We start from the raw sequence: 18,708 nt of genomic DNA, 5'->3' as shown, positions 1-18,708 counted from the left end.
GCGTCGGAGGTCGTCGTTGGCGGTGTGTGAATTCGGTTGGTCGATCCGGCGTGCCTCGTGATTGCTGCTACGAGTGGCTCATTTGATGACGGCTGGCAGCGCAGCCACGAGGGAAGGGGCGGTATTCGAATTCAACTGGTCGGCCCGGCACGTCTCGTGATTTCCGCTACGAGTGGCTCATTTGATGACTACCGACAGCGTAGCCACGGTGGACGGGTGCGGTATTCGAATTCAACCGGTTGATCCAACGCGTCTCGTGATTTCCGCTACGAGTGGCTCATTTGATGACTACCGGCAGCGTAGCCACGGTGGACGGGTGCGGTATTCGAATTCAACCAGTTGATCCAACGCGTCTCGTGATTTCCGCTACGAGTGGGTTCCATTGATGACTGCTGGCCGGGCAACCACGGTGGACGGTTGTGCTACTCGAATTCAACCGGTCGATCCGATGCGTCTCGTGATTTCCGCTACGCGCGGCTCATTTGATGACCACCGGCAGCGTAGCCGCGGTGGTCGGTTGCGGTTCGCGAATTCAGTCGCTTATTCCCGGCGCGCTCGCGCCGGGATGATGCGATAAGAAAAATATGACGAACAACAATTATTCGAACAGCGCGCGCACCGACTCGGGCGGGCGGCCGATGGCCGCCTTGCCTCGATACACGACGATCGGACGCTGCAGCAGAATCGGATGAGCCGCAATCGCTTCATAGGCCTCCGCGTCGGTCAGGCTCGCACGGGCCAGATCCAGCGTCTTGTACGGCTCTTCGCCATCGCGAAGCATGTCGCGCACCGGGCGCCCGAGCTGACGATGCAACGCTTCCAGTTCCTCGACCGTCGGCGGCGTCTTCAGATACTCGACGACATTCACCTGCGTGCCGGCGGTGTTCAACGTCTCGACCAGTGCGAGCGTCTCGCGGGACTTTGAGCAGCGGGGGTTGTGGTAGATCGTGATCATCATTCGGACCTGGATAGGAAAGGAACGTATTGTAGCCAGTCTGGTTGCGTGCGTTTCGGCGGGTACCGGCGCGCGGGCGAAAGGGGAGTTGGAGTCCGGTGCGGCATGCGGGGAAAATCGGTCGCGCCGACGAGCGCGCGGTGCGCGTGATGCCTTTATGCGCATAAAGTGCGTTGCATGGACAATCGCCAAGGCCGTCTGCGGCGGCAAGCGCAGGTGAACAACGACGCATCGTTATGGCGTGTTGCAGGTTCTCACGCGAGGGCCACCGTACGGTTTTATCCGTCGCCGGGTTTATGCGCATAAAGCTGTCGCTTCCCGAGGTGGGGAGGTCCACTGATATCGCGACTGGCGCGGACACTTCGATGCCTCGAACGATCAGCGGGGCGACACGCGATCGCGTCCGTCCGGGGCATTGTCGCGGGGCGTATTGATGCGCGCTTGCCGACGTGGGGCCGCCGATCGTTGTCGAACCTCTCGATGGTTTATGCGCATAAACGCTTGGGGCGGCCAGCGCATCGTCGCTGCACGCTGCACGCTGCACGCTGCACACGGCACACGGCACACGGCACGTAGCGCGAGTATCGCGCCGGCCTGAGCCGCGCGGCGTTCGTCATCCGGGCCCGTGCTCAAGCGAGGACACCGACTCGTACATACTCTCCAGCACCGCCGAAGTTTATGCGCACAAACTCCCCCGTCACCAAGGCCCCGCGCGTTCGGCTATCGACAGCGTAGGCGCCAACACATTGCGCCGATCAGCTTCTCGAACGAGGGGCAGAAACGCCTGTCGTCACGACGATCCATCCGCTCACCATCCACCGCAGCAATCTCGCCGCCGTCCGTTCCAGTCATCAAGCGTCCTCATTCGTTTATGCGCATAAACCGATAGCCCGAATGGCTAACGCGTAGTTGGCAAACGACAATTTCATTGAAATATAAATATCGTCCTGTAGAATTCCAACGACCAAAAACAGGAGTGAAAATTGGCCGCGGAAATCATTGCAGTCACTCAACAAAAAGGTGGTGTCGGCAAAAGCACGATTGCCATGCACCTCGGCGCGGCATTCCATGAGAAAGGGAAGCGCGTCCTCGTCATCGACGCAGACGGTCAAAACACACTGGTTCACTGGTCGAGCGCATCCGGTGACAGCGACACCGGCATCCCGTTCCCGGTCGTCAATCTCGCCGAAGCCGGCGGCCAGATCCATCGCGAGATCAAGAAGTTCATCAACGACTACGACATCATCGTCGTCGATTGCCCGCCGTCGATCACCGAGAAAGTCTCCGGCGTCGTGCTGCTGGCCGCATCGATCGCCGTGATCCCGACTTCGTCGTCGCCAGCCGATTACTGGTCGAGCGTCGGGCTGGTCAAGCTGATCCAGCAGGCGCAGGTGATGAACGAAGACCTCCGTGCCGTCTTCCTGCTGAACAAGACCGAAGAGAAGCGCATGCTGACCCGCGAGCTCAAGCGTGCGCTCGAGGAGCTCGGCTTCCCGTTGCTGAAGACGCAAATCCCGACCCGGGAAGCGTACAAGCAGGCAATGGCGCTCGGTCAGACCGTGCTACAGATGAACGATCGCGGCGCCAAGCTGGCCGCCGCGGAAATTCGCGCATGCGCCGACGAAATCGTCGCCATGCTGCCCTGACTTTATGCGCATAAAGGAGTCACATGAAACCCTCCCAATTTGCAAAAGGATTCCAAGCGCGCCCGGATATCACGACGAGCGAGAAGCGCACGGCGCTTGATCGCCTGAATGCCATCGACGGCATCGTCAAATCCGAGACGGCCACGCCGGCCCCGACGAAGTCCGCCAAGAAGGACATCACGCCGCCACCGTCTCCGGACGTCCTGCTCGATCCTTCGACCGACGAGTCGCCGCAATATCGCGCGTGGCGCCTCGAGAACCGCTATGCGCCCGGCCAGGTAATCGAACTGCCGTTGAAGACGATCAAGCATAGCCCGTTCAACCCGCGGCACTTCTATCTGAAGTCGTCGATTGCCGAACTCGCGGTCAACCTCGCAAAGCAGGGGCAGCAGCAGGCGATCCACGTAATTCCCGACTACGACAATCCGGGCTCGTATTTCGTCAGCGACGGCGGCCGCCGCGTGCGCGCGCTGAAGGAAGCGAACAAGGAGTCGGTGAAGGCGATCGTGATCGACGTGCCGATCGGAATCCAGAGCTACAAGCTCGGCTACGACCTGAACGTGCAACGCGATTCGCAGACGGTGTTCGACAACGCCGTCGTGTGGCGCCGCTTCCTCGACGACAAGCACTTCCTGAGTCAGAAGGAACTGTCCGAGCATCTCGGCCTCGACGAGTCGACGGTCGCGGTCGCGCTGTCGATCGGCAAGCTGCCGGAAAGCGTGATGCAGGAGATGGTTGCGCGCCCCGATCGTTTCGGTTCGAACATGGCGTATCAGGTCGGCCGATATCACAACGCGCGCGGCACCGAGGCGACGCTGCGGCTGATCAACAAGATCGTGTCGGACGATCTCAGCACGCGTCAGGTGTCGGACATCGTCAAGGGCCGCGTCGCGGCGCAGGAAACGCCGAAGCCGGCGGGCCGCCAGCGCTATGCGCAGCGTCTCGAGATCAAGCTCGGCGGCAAGTCGGTCGGCGACCTGAAGTCGTATGGCGAAGACCGCATCGAACTGCGCCTGCGCGGCCTCCCGAAGGACAAGCGCGACGCGATCCTCGAGCAGCTCGAGCGGATGCTGTTGTCGGACTGATGGAAACGGCCGGCAGGGCCTGGCGATGCGCCGGGCCCGCCGGTTGGGCGGGCGGCCGGCGGCGGCCCGTCAGAGGGGCCTGAACAGGCCTCAGGCGGCCCGCGATTGATTCAGGGTGAACGACAGCAGGTCGCCGTCGGTCGGCTCGCCCCAGGTCTTCTGGGCCAGCCAGTCGAAAAACGCCGTCTCGGCCAGCTTCGAATCGAGGCCGCGCTTGCGCCAGTCGTCACGCAGGTGCGAGCCCATCGTCGGCAACACTTCCGACTCGAACGACTCGCGCGCCACTTCGCGCTCCGCGTCGCCCTGCTCCTCGTACAGCACCTTCGCTTCCTTGCGGCGGAACGCCGCAAATTCGCTCAACAGACGCGCCTTCAGATCGTCCGGCTGCGCCGCGACGACCTTTGCGGCAGGCGTGCCCGAGGGCAGCGCGTCGACGGACTCGACCGGCGGCGCATAACCCTTCTTCAGCGCATCCTTGAACAACGCGGGCGCACTGCGCACCGGCGGCAGCGTCGTGCTGCGCATCCGCTGCTCGGTCATCTGCAGCGCGGCGCGAATCCGGTTTTCCTCGCTGTCCGCGTAGAGCGTCTGCGCTTCCTTGAGCGGAATCCCGAGCTTCACCATCCGGTCGACCAGCGTGCTGTCGAACACGTTCGGATGCTCGTCGAGCGCGAGCATCGGCTGCTTGCGCTCGGTCACGCGGAACTGGATCTCCGCAACCCGCCGCCCTTCGCGATGCTCGATCAGTTCGACGAAGATGTTGGTGACCGCGTTGACCTCGGCGATCGCCGGACGCAGGTAGTCGCGCTTGAAGTACTTGTACTCGCGCTTCGCCTCGTCGCCGGCTTCCGTATCGGGCGTGCCCGACAGGATCGGCCGCCACCATTCCCACGGCTCGCGCATCGTCAGGTGGCTCGGGTTCGTCAGGTAGCGTACGCAGATCTCGTAGAGCGCGAGACCGGCGCTGCTGCGCAGCTGGCTCTGGAACTGCAGGCTCAGACGCGCGTACTGGACCGGGTCGAGCAGCTTCTTCTTGATCTTCGGTGCGAACGAGAATTCGACCCACACGCGGCGGGTAGCCGGATCCTCGAGAATTTCGGCATCGGCGATCAGCGTCGAGATCCCCCACTTGCGGCCCGGCTTCTGGCTCGACGTCCCCGTGCTCCATTCAACCTGAACCGACACCATGCGGCGCAGGTGTTCCTTCACCAGCGCGGTGTCGTTCGAATCGAAGGCGGAGTTGGCGACGATATCCGACAGCAGCGCGCGATACGTATCGCCCGAGTCGTCGGCCTGCTGCGCGACGGCGAGCAGGACGTTGAACAGCTTGCGGGTCAGGAGTGTGATCTTGCCGCTCTTCGGCTGAATTGCGATCGCCTCGACGGCCTTACGCAATTCGGCTGAACTGGCACTCACCACATCCACATCGGTTTTCTTGGCGCGCTTCGTGGCCATGCGTCGGGTCGGAGGAGAAGTTTCACGGAAGGATAGCGCCTGTGGTGATGTGCGTCCAGAACGACATGCTCACCATAGCGGGTGAAGTGCGCGTGTGAAACGGCACTCACCCCAACCCTCTCCCGAAAAACCTCACCGGTCCGGATTTACAGCGTTTCGGACTCGTCCAGACGTGCCGCGGGATGCGCGGATTCACAGATTTTTGCCTGTGCTCGACACGTGCGAAACTTGCTCCCGTATCGGCTCACCTTTCGATTTGTCGTAATTTTACGACTGCACTTCCGGATCCTCGTCACAGGGTCGCCACTGGACGTCGCGACATCGAGCGGACAGGCCCGCACCGGCCTGTATGCATGTACAGGCGCGGCTGACCGGGGCGATCGCAACCGCGCCCGGGACCCGGAAACCGAGCCAAAAAGGAGGCGCCGCGAGTCGATCGAAGCCGATTCACAGGGCCGGGCGCGCATTGTACAGCGCGCGGAAACCGTTCGGTCCCGAAAATTCTCACCTCAACGGCTCGGAATTCTGTGACCCGGATCCCGACGAGTCCCCGGCACACACGGGATCGCCCGCCAGGACCTCCCGAAAAGCCTCACCTTATTGAAAAAAGCGGCGCTCCAACGGATGCGGATACGGCTCCCGAAAAACCTCACCGTAACCGCCGCGGTATCAAAAATGTCAATGCCGTCCGATACTTATGTGCAGCAGGCGTTCTGCTGTGCCTGGCGATCATCCCCCGAAAAGCCTCACCTTTGCGGCATGCGAGCGTCGGCGACAGCTGTGTGTCGACTCCTGAAAAATCTCACCTGTGCCAAAAAGTGGCACAGCAAAAATCAGATTTCTGCCAGTCCCGGCGGGCTTTTCAGCGAATTCGCCCCGTCACGGGTCCCGAAAAGCCTCACCTTTGCCCTGTTTTCGAGCAAATAGCTCTCCTGAAAAGGCTCACCTATCAAGCAACCGGCAGCCTGTGATCGATGTCCCGAAAAAGCTCACCTCAACGGGATTGGGGCAGGAAAACCCGGATTTTGCCCCCGAAAAGCCTCACCTTTCAGGCTTCACAGGCGCCACAGGGCACTTTTACCGTGCAAAATGACCGTCGCTTCCCGGAAATCCTCACAGCAAATCCCTGTGGAGTCCCGTGAAACCTCACCTTTCATGAAAACTGCCCAAAAGATGGGCAGAATGGGGGCGCGAATAAGGTCCCGCAAATTCTCACCTATGTCTGCACAGGCAGAAAACTGTGCGCGCAGGCACAGCGCGGCTTCCATGGCTGTGCAGCCCCGAAAAGCCTCACCTTTGGGAAATCTCGCATTTCACTGTGATCCCGAATCCGCTCACGACCTTTCCTGCATCGGCTCACGCAGATCCCCGAACCCCATCACTTCAGCTCCCGCAGAGGATCACCTTGGTTCCCGTAAAACTTCACCTTGTCGGCCGGAAAGCCTTGCTACATAAGGCTGTGCCGTGGCGTTAACGTTTTTAACTAAGGGTTCAAGGGTGTTTACTTCTAATACTCTCAAGACATCGGTCGCCGAGTTTTCCACAGAGACCCCAACCCCTGAACACCGACAGGCAAGCGTGACGCCAGTCATGTGAAACAAATGCCCGTTTTCGGGGCTTGCTAAAAAACGCTTTCAGCACAAGCACTTGGCTCGCTTTCTTCGCTTTGTTTCACGGAATCGGGACGCTGGCTCATCCAGATCGGCTCACAGCGCCGATTTCTGTGCACAGCGACGCAAATTCGCCGCGGCCAACAAAAACAAGTATCGAAAAATACGTATTCCGTTATGATCACAACATTTCAATGTCTGTGAGTCCTGCCATGACGCTGGATGAAATACGTGAAGCCATCCGAGAAGAACTCGAATCGCTACGCGCGAGCGGCGCGCGCCGCCAGGAGTTGTCGCTGCATGCCTGCAAGCGCCTATTCTTCGATCTCGGCATCCGGCCGTCGGCCGCCAATGTCCGCGATCTGACCCAGACCGGCAGTGCCAGCGACATTCCGAAGGACATCGATCATTTCTGGGAACGGATCCGTGCCGCGTCGAAGGTCCGGCTCGACGGTGCGGCGATTCCGAAAGCGGTCGAGGAAAAGGCCGGCGCATTGCTCGGCGCGCTATATGAAGAGGCGTTGAAAGCGGCGAGGGAAAGTCTCGATGTCGACCGCGAGCAGATCCGCGCCGGCGTGACCGATGCGGAACAGCGGCTGCGCGACGCCACGGTTCGCCAGGAAACCCTCGAAGGCGCGCTGACGCGCAGCGAAACCCGCAACGAGCAGCTACAGGCGCGTGTGACCGAGCTCGAGGTGCAACTGGCCTCGCAATCGACGCACGGTTCGGCAAACGAGGCGACGCTGCTCACCACAGTCGCCCGACTCGAAAAGGAACTGGCCGCCATGGCCGGCCGCGTCGATGCCGAACAGACGCAGAACGCGGCGCTGCGCGACCGTATCGATACGCTGCAAGCCGAATTGCAGCAGCGCACCGAACACTATGCGCAGCAGATCAAGGATGCGGTGGCCGAAGCCGAGCGCCGCGTCAAACCGATGCTGGTCGAGCTGGACTCGCTGCGCAGCATGGCGTCGACCTACCAGAGCGGTCTGCGCGACGTGCAGCGCAAGGAATTCGATTTCCTTCAGCAACTGAGTTCGGCCAAGGCTCGCGCGGACCGGCTCGAGGAACAGCTTCGCAGCCAGGGCGACGAGCTGGAACGCGCGACGCGCGACGTGAATACGCTGCGCGCGAGCCGCGGGATGAACCCGGAGATTTCCGCGCTGATCCGGCGCCTGGCCGACGCCGGTCAGCTGGATGCGGATGCGTTCTCCGCGATCGGAACGTCACTGGACCATGAAATTCCGGTGCCGACCCAGTGCCCGCATTGCGACGGCGAACCGGAGTTGTCGCACGGCGACGACGGGTTCGAAGTATCGTGCCCCGAATGCGAACATGCGTCGGGGCCCTGGCCTTCACGATTCGAAGCGGTCGCACGCTTTGCACGCGATTGACGCGCCGGTCGGCACAGCGATCGCACAGGTGAGGTGATTCGGGACGCGTGAGGTGAGGTTTTTCGGGAGCAGGGAAACGGTGAGGCTACGCCGCACAAGGCTGCTCACGGATCACGTCATGTGAGCAGCCGGTTCGGCATCAGTGAGTTTCGTCCTGGTCGGACGCGTCACCATTCGCAAGATCGTCACGCCAGTTTTTCCACGCGCGGTGCAGCCGGTTCGACGAGATCGGCCGCACGAAGCCGAGCCATTTGCCGACCCGCTCGGGCGGTACGTCGTGTTCGAACAACTCGGCCGCATAGGTGTTGCGCAGCGTTTGCGGACTCGCGCGTGCGGTGCGCGACGACGTCAGCCCCGCGGATTCGACGATCGCATCGATCGCGCGCAGCATCGTCGCCTTGTGCATCGGCCGCCCGGCGTGCGATGCGGGAAACACGAGCTCGCCGGGAATCTCCTGGCGCTTGCGCTCCACGAGCCATGCTTCGAGCAACGCGATCGCGAACGACGCCAGATGGGTTTCGCGCGCGAAATCGGGATGCGTCGACGGGATCTGCAGCGACGTTCCGCTCGTATTGATGCAACTAATCGTGAGCACGCGTGCTTCGCCGGTCTTCACGCCGGCGCCGAGAAACGCGGCGACGAGCGCGCGGTCGCGCCGCTCTTTCCAGTATGCGGAGCCCGACACGCCGATCGGCGAAAACAGGTAGGCCAGCAACTTTGCGCGTTCGGCCGGTGTCAGGAAACCGGTTGGCTCGTTGTCGCGTGCCTGACGCCAGTTCGCTTCGCCATCCTGAGCAATGAAGCGGGCCGGGTTGGTGGACGCGAACTCGGTGCGCCGGATGTGGTCGAGCACGCGTTCGATCAGCCGCAAATAACGCATTCGCTGCGTTTTCCGGATCGGAAGCTCGCCGACGAAGTTCGCGATCGTTGCGGTATCGACCGTGGCCAGGTTTTTCTGGTTTGCACGCAGCCAGGCAAGAAAGGCGCCCCATTGTGCGCGGTAGACGTCGGCTGACGAACGGCGGTAGTCCTGCATGGCAAGCCATGCGTCGAACGCGGCTTCGGGCGAGATGATCCAGTCGGACGCGCCGCGGTCGAACAGATCCTTTTCTTCCGGGCGTGCTGGGGTGTCGGAGGACGTGGGAAGGGACATGTTATTTATTCCGTTAGTTGCGTATATGGTAGCCCTTTCCGCAACGTCGCGGACAGCAGGATGCGGGAGCCGCCCACCGTGTTGGACGCTCGGGGCCTGGCGTCAGTCGCCCCACGCCTTCGACGGGCGGTGAACGCGCTCGCGGGGCGCTGCTTCCTGCGATTTGGCCGCGGCTTCATACGCGAGGACCGCGAACGAGAACACGGCGGGCAGCGCGTTCGATCGGCCGAAGTCGATCGGATCGTCCGTTTCGGGAAAGGTCATGTCCGACGGCCGTTCGAACAGTTGACGCATGCCGGCCTCGTGGCGGCTGGCAAAGCCGAGATCGGCGAGTGCCTCGGCTTCGATGGCGTGCAGCAGGCGCCACGACAGCGGGACGCGCTGACGGATGTAGCGCCCGGCTATATGGCGAACGATCAGTTCGAGGTCGTGCGCGGCAGCCTTGAAGCTGAGCGCGGCCAAATCTTGTTCTTCTGTCATCGCAGGCTCCTGTCGACCGGCGCGGGCGCCTCGGTGCGCCGACCCCGGCCATGCATGGCGGAATGTCCGTTTACTGTACAAACATACAGTATTTTCCGCAACTGGCCTTTCGGCCAGCTACCCGCATCGTCAGCGATGAATCACGATCAGTAGTGCGCGCGCCTCGGCCTTGCCGGGGTTGCGGATCGCGTGCGGCGTGTCGGCCGGGTATCGCGCGGTGTCGCCCGCCTTCAGGCGTCGGCTCGCCGCCGCGGCTTCGATTTCCATCGCGCCCTGCAGCACGGTGAGGTGCTCGCGCGTGCCGGGTTCGTGCGCGTTCGACACGAGCGCGCCGCCGCCCGGCAGCGTCAGTTCGTACCACTCGAACTTGCCGGCCAGGTCGATCGGGCCCCATACGCGCAATTGATAGCGGCCGTCGTGGCCGGCGAGCGTCGGGATGTCGTGCGGGCCGTCCACGCGGATTGTCTCCGGCGCTTTCGGCTGAGAGAACAGCTCGTCGAGCGTGATGCCGAGCGCATTCGTGAGCCGCCATGCGACCGCGATCGTCGGATTGGCCTTGTCGCGCTCGATCTCGGAGAGCATCGACTTCGATACGCCGGCCGCGCGCGACAGGTCGTCGAGCGTCAGCTTGCGCTCGGTGCGCAGGCGCTGGATTTGCTCGCCGACGCGCGGCGGCGTCACGCCCGGCGCTTGCGGTGCGGCGCCGGCAGGCGTGCGCCGCGACGCGGAGGAACTTGCCATTTGGTTTCCGTTCGCTTAGAGTTGTTCGGTATTTCGAATTCTAGTTCGGAATATCGGATAAATGCGGTCAACCGAACGACCGACTATAACAGTAGCAGGCCGTTGCGCTGCCGCCACGAGTGGCGCGCGACGGGATGCGAATCCCTGTCAGGAGCTTTGCGATGCGTGATGCCTTTCTCGCCCAGGTGCGCGGGACGCTCGACCAGATCCGCGCGGACGGTTTTTACAAGACCGAGCGCGAGATCGCGAGTCCCCAGGCGGCGGCCGTGCGGCTCGCCGGCGGTGCCGGCGTGCTGAATTTCTGCGCGAACAACTATCTCGGTCTGGCGAACGATCCGCGCCTGATCGCCGCGGCGCAGGCCGGTCTCGACCAGGACGGCTTCGGCATGGCGTCGGTGCGCTTCATCTGCGGCACGCAAACCGTGCACAAGCAGCTCGAAAGCGCGCTGGCATCGTTTCTCGGCACCGAGGACAGCATCCTCTATTCGAGCTGCTTCGACGCGAACGGCGGCCTGTTCGAGACGCTGCTCGACGAGAACGACGCGGTGATCAGCGACGAGCTGAACCACGCGAGCATCATCGACGGCATCCGCCTCTGCAAGGCGAAGCGTTTCCGCTACAAGAACAACGACCTGTCCGACCTCGAGGCGAAGCTGCAGGAAGCCGACGCAGCGGGCGCGCGCCACAAGCTGATCGCGACCGACGGCGTGTTCTCGATGGACGGCATCATCGCCGACCTGAAAGGCATCTGTGACCTCGCCGATCGTTACGGCGCGCTCGTGATGGTCGACGATTCGCACGCGGTCGGCTTCATCGGCGCGCATGGTCGCGGCACGCCCGAGCACTGCGGCGTCGACGGTCGCGTCGACATCATCACCGGCACGCTCGGCAAGGCGCTGGGCGGTGCATCGGGCGGCTACGTCGCGGCCCGCCGCGAGATCGTCGAATTGCTGCGCCAGCGTTCGCGCCCGTACCTGTTCTCGAACACGCTGACGCCGAGCATTGCCGCGGCGTCGCTGAAGGTGCTGGAACTGCTCGGCAGCGACGAAGGCGCGAAGCTGCGCGAACGCGTGCGCGAGAACGGCGCGCGTTTCCGCGAGCAGATGACGGCCGCGGGTTTCACGCTCGTGCCGGGCGCGCATCCGATCATCCCGGTGATGCTCGGCGACGCGCAGCTCGCGACCAACATGGCCGACAAGCTGCTGGCCGAAGGCGTCTACGTGATCGGCTTCTCGTTCCCGGTCGTGCCGCGCGGTCGCGCGCGCATCCGTACGCAGATGAGCGCCGCGCATACACCCGAACAGATCGATCAGACGGTCGCCGCGTTCGTGCGCGTCGGCAAGTCGCTCGGCATCGTCTGACGGAGGCGCGACCATGAAAGCACTGGCAAAGCTCGAACGCGGCCCGGGCCTCACGCTCACGCGCGTGAAGCGCCCCGAAGTCGGACACAACGACGTGCTGATCAAGATTCGCCGCACGGCGATCTGCGGCACCGACATCCATATCTGGAAGTGGGACGACTGGGCGCAGAAGACGATTCCCGTGCCGATGCACGTCGGTCACGAATACGTCGGCGAGATCGTCGAGATGGGGCAGGAAGTGCGCGGCTTCGCGATCGGCGATCGCGTGTCAGGCGAAGGCCACATCACGTGCGGCTTCTGCCGCAACTGTCGCGCGGGGCGCCGGCATCTGTGCCGCAACACCGTCGGCGTCGGCGTGAATCGTGAAGGCGCTTTCGCCGAGTACCTGGCGATTCCCGCGTTCAACGCGTTCAAGATTCCGCCCGAGATCTCCGACGATCTCGCGTCGATCTTCGATCCGTTCGGCAACGCGACGCATACGGCGCTGTCGTTCAATCTCGTCGGCGAGGACGTGCTGATCACCGGCGCGGGCCCGATCGGCATCATGGCCGTCGCGATCGCGAAGCACGTCGGCGCGCGCAACGTCGTGATCACCGACATCAACGACTACCGGCTCGAGCTCGCGCGCAAGATGGGCGCGACGCGCGCGGTCAACGTCGCGCGCGAGTCGCTGCGCGACGTGATGGCCGACCTGCGCATGACGGAAGGCTTCGACGTCGGTCTCGAGATGTCGGGCGTGCCGAGCGCGTTCACGAGCCTGCTCGAGGCGATGAATCACGGCGGCAAGGTCGCGCTGCTCGGCATTCCACCCGCGCAGACGGCGATCGACTGGAACCAGGTGATCTTCAAGGGGCTCGAGATCAAGGGCATCTACGGCCGCGAGATGTTCGAGACCTGGTACAAGATGGTCGCGATGCTGCAAAGCGGTCTCGATCTGTCGCCGATCATCACGCATCGCTTTGCGGCGGACGATTACGAGAAAGGCTTCGCCGCGATGCTGTCGGGTGAAAGCGGCAAGGTGATTCTCGACTGGACGGTCTGAGTGCCGGCGGGGCGGTTCGGTACATTTGCCGGCTGCTCCGCTCGTGCGGGCATGAGCGTTTGTCGGGGCTGGGCCGCTTCGACAAACGCGTAAGGTGAGAATATTCGGGAGCTGTGTTTGCGTACCGAACAGCGGCTCGATCATGCTGTCGCGTGTCCCGCAGGCGTGGAATTCAACGGGCTGGACGTCGTTTCTCGTTAGCGATACGAGGGCGATCGTGCTTCGATTCCGCAGCACTCATCGGTGACATGCAATCGCGCATGCACCTCACCCATCAGCGCCGCTCCGCTGTCCACGCTGTCGCGTCGCTCGGCGCGTGCCTTTCTTTTTGCCCTTCCGTTTTCGCTTGTCGTGCCTGAATAGCGGGCCCTTGCCGCATCACCGCTTGGCACGGTTTTGCCCTGCGTCCGCGCCAGCACGTCACCACGCAACCCAGTCACAGCTCGGCCTCGAGGCGTGAGCCGATCACCGACGTGCAAACTCACCCGTCAGCCTGCCAGTCGGCATCGATCGGTGCGCTGCCTGCTATTCGATCCGCTCACCGTTCGACCGTCGCGGCTCGAGTTGCAGACTCAACACGACGAGCCAGCGTTTCGGGCATTGCGGTGCGATTTCGATCAGATCGCCATGCGCACCGGACACCGTCACGAGTCCGTGTTGCGCTGCATGCCGATACGCGCGCGATGCGTCCGCCTGAAGCCAGAAGCTGACCAGCGCGCACGTGACGAAGCGGAACAGCAGCAATGTCGCGGCTTCCGGTGTGTCGCCCAGTAACACGAGCAGGCTGTCGAACGCGAGCGTCAGCAACTGCGTGACCGCGATCGTGATGACCGTCAGCTTCGCCAGCCCGCGTATGCGCAGTGCTGCCCGCGTGCGGGCGTGACGTAGTGCGAGCCGCGCGCGATCGTCGTCGCTTTCGTGTCTCACGACGCCGCTCCGGCACGCTGCGCGACGTCGATCGATGTCGTGTCGGATGCAGGCATCGGCTCGCCTGCTACCCCAACCGCCTTGCACAGGATTGCGCTGTCGTAGCTGTTTCCTGCAAACCGCATCACGTCGATCAACCGAAACCCTTCGCGACGATAGAAGTCGACGAGCCGGACAGCCGCATGCGGCGCATCGAGCGCGATGTGCGTCGCGCCACGCGCGGCAGCCCGCCGTTGCGCGAACGCGAGCAGCGCACGGCCGATGCCGCGGTCCTGCCAGACCGGATCGACGGCCAGCTGGCCGAGCGTCGCGACGCGGCGGCTGCGATACGGATCGCAACGCGAATCGGGATCGTGCGGTTGCATCGTGATCGTCGCGACCAGATGCGCGTTGCCGAGCGCGACGAAACACTCGCTGGTGAGCATGCGTTCGCGCGTCGCCGACGCCGGCTGGTCGACCCCCGGACAGTTGAAGCCCGCGGCGCCGAGTGACGCGTACGCACGGTGCAGCAACGCGGTCAGCGATTCATACGAATCGCTGCGCGGATCGAAACGCCGTACCACGACGCGGCCGTCGAGCCGCTTCGCATAAGCCGCATAGGCACGCGCGGAGCGTGCGGATTCCGGTCGCTGCATGATGTCCTTTCGGCCAGACAGGGTGACCGAAGTGTAGTGAGCACCCCGCGCCAGCTTCAAGAAAAAATGTCGTAAACACCGGCTGCAATGCGCCGCCTGCCAGCGGAGCCATGCGGCGTTCGGCCCTTCCGACGACGGGGCCTTTTCACGCGGGTGTTGACGAGGGAGAACGATCGTTCTACCGTAAACCCATGAACACACTTAATGATCTCTCCGGCGAACCGGCCGTTCGCGACCGGCTGCTCGACGCGGCCGAAGCGCTGATCTACTCGGGCGGCATCCATGCCACGGGTGTCGATGCGATCGTGAAGCGATCCGGTGCCGCGCGAAAGAGCTTTTATTCGCATTTCGAATCGAAGGAGGCGCTGGTCGTGGCCGCCCTCGAGCGCCGTGACGAACGCTGGATGCTCTGGTTCGTCGACGCGACGCTGGCGCGCGGCAAGTCGCCGCGTGCGCAGTTGCTCGGCATGTTCGATGTGCTGCGCGACTGGTTTGTGCAACCCGATTTTCACGGCTGCGCGTTCCTGAACGCGTCCGGTGAAATTGCCGACGCCGACGATCCGGTGCGCGTCGTCGCGCGCATGCACAAGGCGCGCTTGCTCGCGTTCGTGCGCGAGCGGTTCGACGCGTATGCCGACGAAGCCGGGATCGAGCGCCGCGGGCTGGCCCGCCTCGCACGTCAATGGCTGCTGCTGATCGACGGCGCGATCGGCGTGGCGCTCGTCAGCGGCGATGCCGTCGCGGCGCGCGATGCGCGCGCCGCCGCCGAATGCTTGCTCGATACGGTGTCACGAGCGTCGCAGTAACGCGTCCCAACCGGCTGCGTTCGTGCGCAGCCCCAACCTTGAACAGGAGCATCCCATGTCCGCTTCCCCGGAAGTTCGTCCGCCCGTTCCGCCCTTCACGCTCGACACGGCGCGCCAGAAAGTGCGCGCCGCGGAGGATGCGTGGAACACGCGCGACCCGCAGCGCGTGTCGCTCGCCTATACGCCGCAGAGCCGGTGGCGCAATCGCGCGGAGTTCGTGACGGGCCGCGACGAGATCGTCGGCCTGCTGCAGCGGAAATGGACGCGCGAGCTCGACTACCGGCTGATCAAGGAGCTGTGGGCGTTCGGCGGCAATCGCATCGCGGTGCGATTCGCCTACGAATGGCATGACGACGCCGGCAACTGGTTCCGCTCATACGGGAATGAAAACTGGGAGTTCGACGAAAACGGCTTGATGGCGCATCGCCACGCGAGCATCAACGATCTGCCGATTCGCGAAGCGGATCGCCTGTACCGCTGGCCGCTCGGCCGCCGTCCGGACGATCATCCCGGCCTGTCCGATCTCGGGCTGTGACGCAGCATGATGACGACGCGTTGACGCGTTCGATCATGCATCGAGCGTGCCGCCGGTGCTCAACGGTGAGGAAATTCGGGAGCCGTGTATTGAGGTGAGTGTTTTCGGGAGAAGGGGCGATTCCGTGCGGGACGGTGTGATGCTTCACGTCCCGCGTCTCACCGATCATTCTTCGCAGGAAACGGCGCGATTGCGCTGACGGAAGCGCCGTACGCATTGCAGTGCTCGCGCTTTCGTTGTGTTGCCCGCGCGCGAATCGAATGCGACATCGACACTGGCGAGATTCGATCGGTGTGTAGCGATGCGCGATGCAACTCACCGCTCGACTTCGACGTGATGCCGGTTACGGCGATGGATCGACACGTGACCGTGCGTGTCACCGCATCGCGTTGCTCACCGTTCGACATCGACATCGATACCGACACGCGCGCATCCAGGCCCGCGCATCGGAATCAACCAAGGTGCGCGGCAGCCGGTCGTGTTGCTCACCCCTGAACACGCATCCATCGACCACCTGGCCAGTGCGCACCCTTCGCCTCGTTCCGTCAGCCGGCGATCCGCACCGCGATCGCTTCACCCACTTCCTGCGTCCCTGCCTGGCCGCCGAGATCGCGCGTGCGCGGCCCGGTGCGCAGCACGTCCTCGATCGCCGCGACGATCGCATCGTGCGCTTCGCGTTCGCGGCCCGCGCCGTTGCCGAGGAAGTCGAGCATCATCGCCGCCGACCAGATCATCGCGATCGGGTTCGCGACGTACTGGCCCGCGATGTCCGGCGCGGAGCCGTGCACCGGTTCGAACAGCGACGGAAACGTGCGATCCGGGTTCAGGTTCGCCGACGGCGCGATGCCGATCGTGCCCGTGCAGGCCGGCCCGAGGTCGGACAGGATGTCGCCGAACAGGTTCGACGCGACAACGACGTCGAAGCGGTCGGGCTGCAGCACGAAGCGCGCGCACAGGATGTCGATGTGCTGCTTGTCGACGGCGATCTCGGGATAGCGCTCGCCCATCTCGGCCGCGCGTGCGTCCCACCACGGCATGCTGATCGCGATGCCGTTGCTCTTCGTCGCGACGGTCAGGCGCTTCGCGCGGCGCTGCGCGAGCTCGAACGCGAACTTCAGCACGCGCTCGGTGCCGTGACGCGTGAAGATCGACTGCTGCATGACCACTTCGCGCTCGGTGCCTTCGAACATCGTGCCGCCGACCGACGAATATTCGCCTTCGGTGTTCTCGCGCACGATCATGAAGTCGATGTCGCCCGCGTTGCGGCCGGCGAGCGGCGACGGCACGCCGTCGAACAGGCGCGCGGGCCGCAGGTTGATGTACTGGTCGAACTCGCGGCGGAATTTCAGCAGCGAACCCCACAGCGAAATGTGGTCGGGCACCGTCGCGGGCCAGCCGACCGCACCGAACAGGATCGCGTCCATGTCCGACAGCTGTGCCTTCCAGTCGTCCGGCATCATCTTGCCGTGCTGTGCGTAGTAGTCGCAGCTCGCCCAGTCGATCTGTTCGAACTGGAAACGGATGCCGAAGCGTGCCGTCACGGCGTCGAGCGCGCGCAGGCCCTCGGGCATCACTTCACGGCCGATGCCGTCACCGGGGATGACGGCAATCCTGTACGTCTTGTCGCTCATGCAAGCCTCCTTGGCTGTTCGGGCCGCCGGCAGCGTGCGCAGCGGAACGTGACGCCATTTTATTTATTTCCATTCAGATTAGAATCGTGCGAAAGGTTAATCAACTTTCCACGAATCGTGAACAAATCGCCGAATCTCGACGACCTGCGCGTCTTCAGCCTGGTCGTCCGCCTGACGAGCTTCAGCGCGGCCGCCGAGCAGCTCGCGGTGTCGCCCGCGTACGTCAGCAAGCGCATCGCGCTGCTCGAGGCGCAGCTCGGCACGCGGCTGCTGCATCGCTCGACGCGCCGCGTGACGGTCACGGAGGCCGGCGAACGCGTGTTCGCGCGTGCCGAGAAGATTCTCGACGACGTCGATCATCTCGTCGAGGACGTCTCGACCACGCGCACGGTGCCGCGCGGCACGCTGCGCATTTCGAGCAGCTTCGGCTTCGGTCGCCATGTCGTCGCGCCGGCGTTGCTCGACTTCTCCGCGCGCTATCCGCAGCTGAACGTACGGCTCGATCTGTTCGACCGGCTCGTCGACGTCGCGGGCGAAGGCTACGACCTCGACGTGCGCATCGGCGACGAGATCGCCGATCACCTGATCGCGCGCCGCCTTGCCGCGAACTACCGCGTGCTGTGTGCGTCGCCCGACTATCTCGCCCGACGCGGCACGCCGCGCACGCTCGCGGATCTCGCGTCGCACGATTGCCTCGCGATCAAGGAGCGCGACCATCCGTTCGGCGTGTGGCGGCTGAACCTGCGCGGAGAAACGGCAACGGTGAAGGTCGGCGGCGCGCTGTCGACGAACCACGGCGAGGTGGCCGTGCAATGGGCGCTGGCCGGGCGCGGGATCGTGCTGCGCTCGATCTGGGAAGCGGGGCCGCTGATCGAACGCGGCGCGCTGCGTCGCGTGCTGCCGGACGTGATTCAGCCGGCGAACATCTGGGCGGTCTATCCGGAACGCGTCGCGGCTTCGGCGAAGGTGCGCGTGTGCGTCGATTTTCTGGCGGAGGCGCTCGCCGGGTTGAATGCCGCGGCGAGCAACGATGCGGGCTGAAATCGGCGAAAGGTGAGCTTTTACGGGGGCATGTCTGCGACGTCGGCACATGCCCGTTTTGGGCTTGCCATCGCGTCATGGGCCGACACGATGCAACAGGCAGCGATACGTCGATGGCCGCGAGGCACGGGCCCGACCGACGATGATGCCCGCACCCGCACCCGCACCCGCACCCGCACCCGCACCCGCACCCGCACCCGCACCCGCACCC

17 protein-coding genes are annotated in these 18,708 nt (G+C 63.8%); 8 read left to right on the top strand and 9 right to left on the bottom strand.

The window, feature by feature from the left end:
• Positions 1 to 598: 598 nt before the first annotated feature.
• Entirely contained in the window at positions 599 to 955 is a 357-nt protein-coding gene (arsC, locus tag U4Y91_RS16215; RefSeq protein WP_044848770.1) for an arsenate reductase (glutaredoxin), read from the bottom strand.
• 983 nt (positions 956 to 1,938) lie between these two features.
• On the opposite strand from arsC, the gene parA reads away from it, so the two are divergent.
• Both parA and U4Y91_RS16205 read left to right on the top strand, forming a co-directional pair.
• Entirely contained in the window at positions 1,939 to 2,601 is a 663-nt protein-coding gene (gene parA, locus U4Y91_RS16210) for a ParA family partition ATPase (RefSeq protein WP_059448842.1), read from the top strand.
• Between the two features lie 23 nt (positions 2,602 to 2,624).
• Entirely contained in the window at positions 2,625 to 3,686 is a 1,062-nt protein-coding gene (locus U4Y91_RS16205) for a ParB/RepB/Spo0J family partition protein (RefSeq protein ID WP_321805878.1), read from the top strand.
• A gap of 90 nt (positions 3,687 to 3,776) precedes the next feature.
• Here U4Y91_RS16205 and U4Y91_RS16200 read toward each other — a convergent pair whose 3' ends face one another.
• A complete protein-coding gene (locus U4Y91_RS16200) occupies positions 3,777 to 5,141 on the bottom strand; it encodes a replication initiation protein (protein WP_057925458.1) in 1,365 nt (454 codons plus the stop codon).
• A 1,822-nt stretch (positions 5,142 to 6,963) separates the two neighbouring features.
• Here U4Y91_RS16200 and U4Y91_RS16195 point away from each other — a divergent pair.
• Complete coding sequence (locus U4Y91_RS16195; RefSeq protein WP_321805877.1) at positions 6,964 to 8,145, top strand: DNA-binding protein; 1,182 nt, start codon at positions 6,964 to 6,966, stop codon at positions 8,143 to 8,145.
• A 139-nt stretch (positions 8,146 to 8,284) separates the two neighbouring features.
• On the opposite strand, the gene U4Y91_RS16190 is transcribed toward U4Y91_RS16195, so the two are convergent.
• From U4Y91_RS16190 to U4Y91_RS16180, 3 genes are all read right to left on the bottom strand, one after another.
• Positions 8,285 to 9,298: a tyrosine-type recombinase/integrase gene (locus U4Y91_RS16190; protein WP_321805876.1), complete on the bottom strand. Its 1,014-nt coding sequence runs from the start codon at positions 9,296 to 9,298 to the stop codon at positions 8,285 to 8,287.
• A gap of 102 nt (positions 9,299 to 9,400) precedes the next feature.
• On the bottom strand, positions 9,401 to 9,778 hold the full coding sequence (locus U4Y91_RS16185; protein ID WP_124485970.1) for a DUF2471 family protein: 378 nt from the start codon (positions 9,776 to 9,778) through the stop codon (positions 9,401 to 9,403).
• Positions 9,779 to 9,907: 129 nt separating this feature from the next.
• The gene (locus U4Y91_RS16180; protein WP_321805875.1) at positions 9,908 to 10,519 is read right to left on the bottom strand and encodes an XRE family transcriptional regulator; all 612 of its coding nucleotides are present in this window, start codon (positions 10,517 to 10,519) and stop codon (positions 9,908 to 9,910) included.
• A 161-nt stretch (positions 10,520 to 10,680) separates the two neighbouring features.
• Between U4Y91_RS16180 and U4Y91_RS16175 the strand changes: the two genes are divergently transcribed.
• Together U4Y91_RS16175 and tdh are read left to right on the top strand one after the other, a co-directional pair.
• Positions 10,681 to 11,880 carry a glycine C-acetyltransferase gene (locus U4Y91_RS16175; RefSeq protein ID WP_044848755.1) on the top strand — a complete coding sequence of 400 codons (1,200 nt, stop codon included), beginning with the start codon at positions 10,681 to 10,683 and terminating at the stop codon, positions 11,878 to 11,880.
• Positions 11,881 to 11,893: 13 nt separating this feature from the next.
• Complete coding sequence (tdh, locus tag U4Y91_RS16170; protein WP_044848754.1) at positions 11,894 to 12,922, top strand: L-threonine 3-dehydrogenase; 1,029 nt, start codon at positions 11,894 to 11,896, stop codon at positions 12,920 to 12,922.
• Positions 12,923 to 13,447: 525 nt separating this feature from the next.
• On the opposite strand, the gene U4Y91_RS16165 is transcribed toward tdh, so the two are convergent.
• Positions 13,448 to 13,849, bottom strand: coding sequence for a hypothetical protein (locus U4Y91_RS16165; protein WP_321805874.1), 402 nt, complete (start codon positions 13,847 to 13,849; stop codon positions 13,448 to 13,450).
• Positions 13,846 to 14,484, bottom strand: a complete 639-nt coding sequence (locus U4Y91_RS16160) for a GNAT family N-acetyltransferase (RefSeq protein ID WP_321805873.1) — start codon at positions 14,482 to 14,484, stop codon at positions 13,846 to 13,848. Before U4Y91_RS16160 ends, U4Y91_RS16165 begins: the two co-directional genes overlap by 4 nt.
• A 191-nt stretch (positions 14,485 to 14,675) precedes the next feature.
• Here U4Y91_RS16160 and U4Y91_RS16155 point away from each other — a divergent pair, with 191 nt between their 5' ends.
• Together U4Y91_RS16155 and U4Y91_RS16150 are read left to right on the top strand one after the other, a co-directional pair.
• The gene (locus tag U4Y91_RS16155; protein ID WP_321805872.1) at positions 14,676 to 15,290 is read left to right on the top strand and encodes a TetR/AcrR family transcriptional regulator; all 615 of its coding nucleotides are present in this window, start codon (positions 14,676 to 14,678) and stop codon (positions 15,288 to 15,290) included.
• A 55-nt stretch (positions 15,291 to 15,345) separates the two neighbouring features.
• On the top strand, positions 15,346 to 15,825 hold the full coding sequence (locus tag U4Y91_RS16150) for a nuclear transport factor 2 family protein (RefSeq protein WP_321805871.1): 480 nt from the start codon (positions 15,346 to 15,348) through the stop codon (positions 15,823 to 15,825).
• A gap of 158 nt (positions 15,826 to 15,983) precedes the next feature.
• Here the strand turns inward: U4Y91_RS16150 and U4Y91_RS16145 are convergent, their stop codons facing one another.
• Positions 15,984 to 16,250: a hypothetical protein gene (locus tag U4Y91_RS16145; protein ID WP_321805870.1), complete on the bottom strand. Its 267-nt coding sequence runs from the start codon at positions 16,248 to 16,250 to the stop codon at positions 15,984 to 15,986.
• A 120-nt stretch (positions 16,251 to 16,370) separates the two neighbouring features.
• Positions 16,371 to 17,456 carry a tartrate dehydrogenase gene (locus tag U4Y91_RS16140; protein ID WP_321805869.1) on the bottom strand — a complete coding sequence of 362 codons (1,086 nt, stop codon included), beginning with the start codon at positions 17,454 to 17,456 and terminating at the stop codon, positions 16,371 to 16,373.
• Positions 17,457 to 17,573: 117 nt separating this feature from the next.
• Here U4Y91_RS16140 and U4Y91_RS16135 point away from each other — a divergent pair, with 117 nt between their 5' ends.
• Positions 17,574 to 18,497, top strand: coding sequence for a LysR substrate-binding domain-containing protein (locus tag U4Y91_RS16135; protein WP_321805868.1), 924 nt, complete (start codon positions 17,574 to 17,576; stop codon positions 18,495 to 18,497).
• Positions 18,498 to 18,708: the final 211 nt, after the last annotated feature.

This window comes from Burkholderia sp. BCC1993, assembly GCF_905339865.1.
GTDB lineage: Bacteria > Pseudomonadota > Gammaproteobacteria > Burkholderiales > Burkholderiaceae > Burkholderia.
This window is presented reverse-complemented; position numbering and strand designations above follow the sequence as displayed.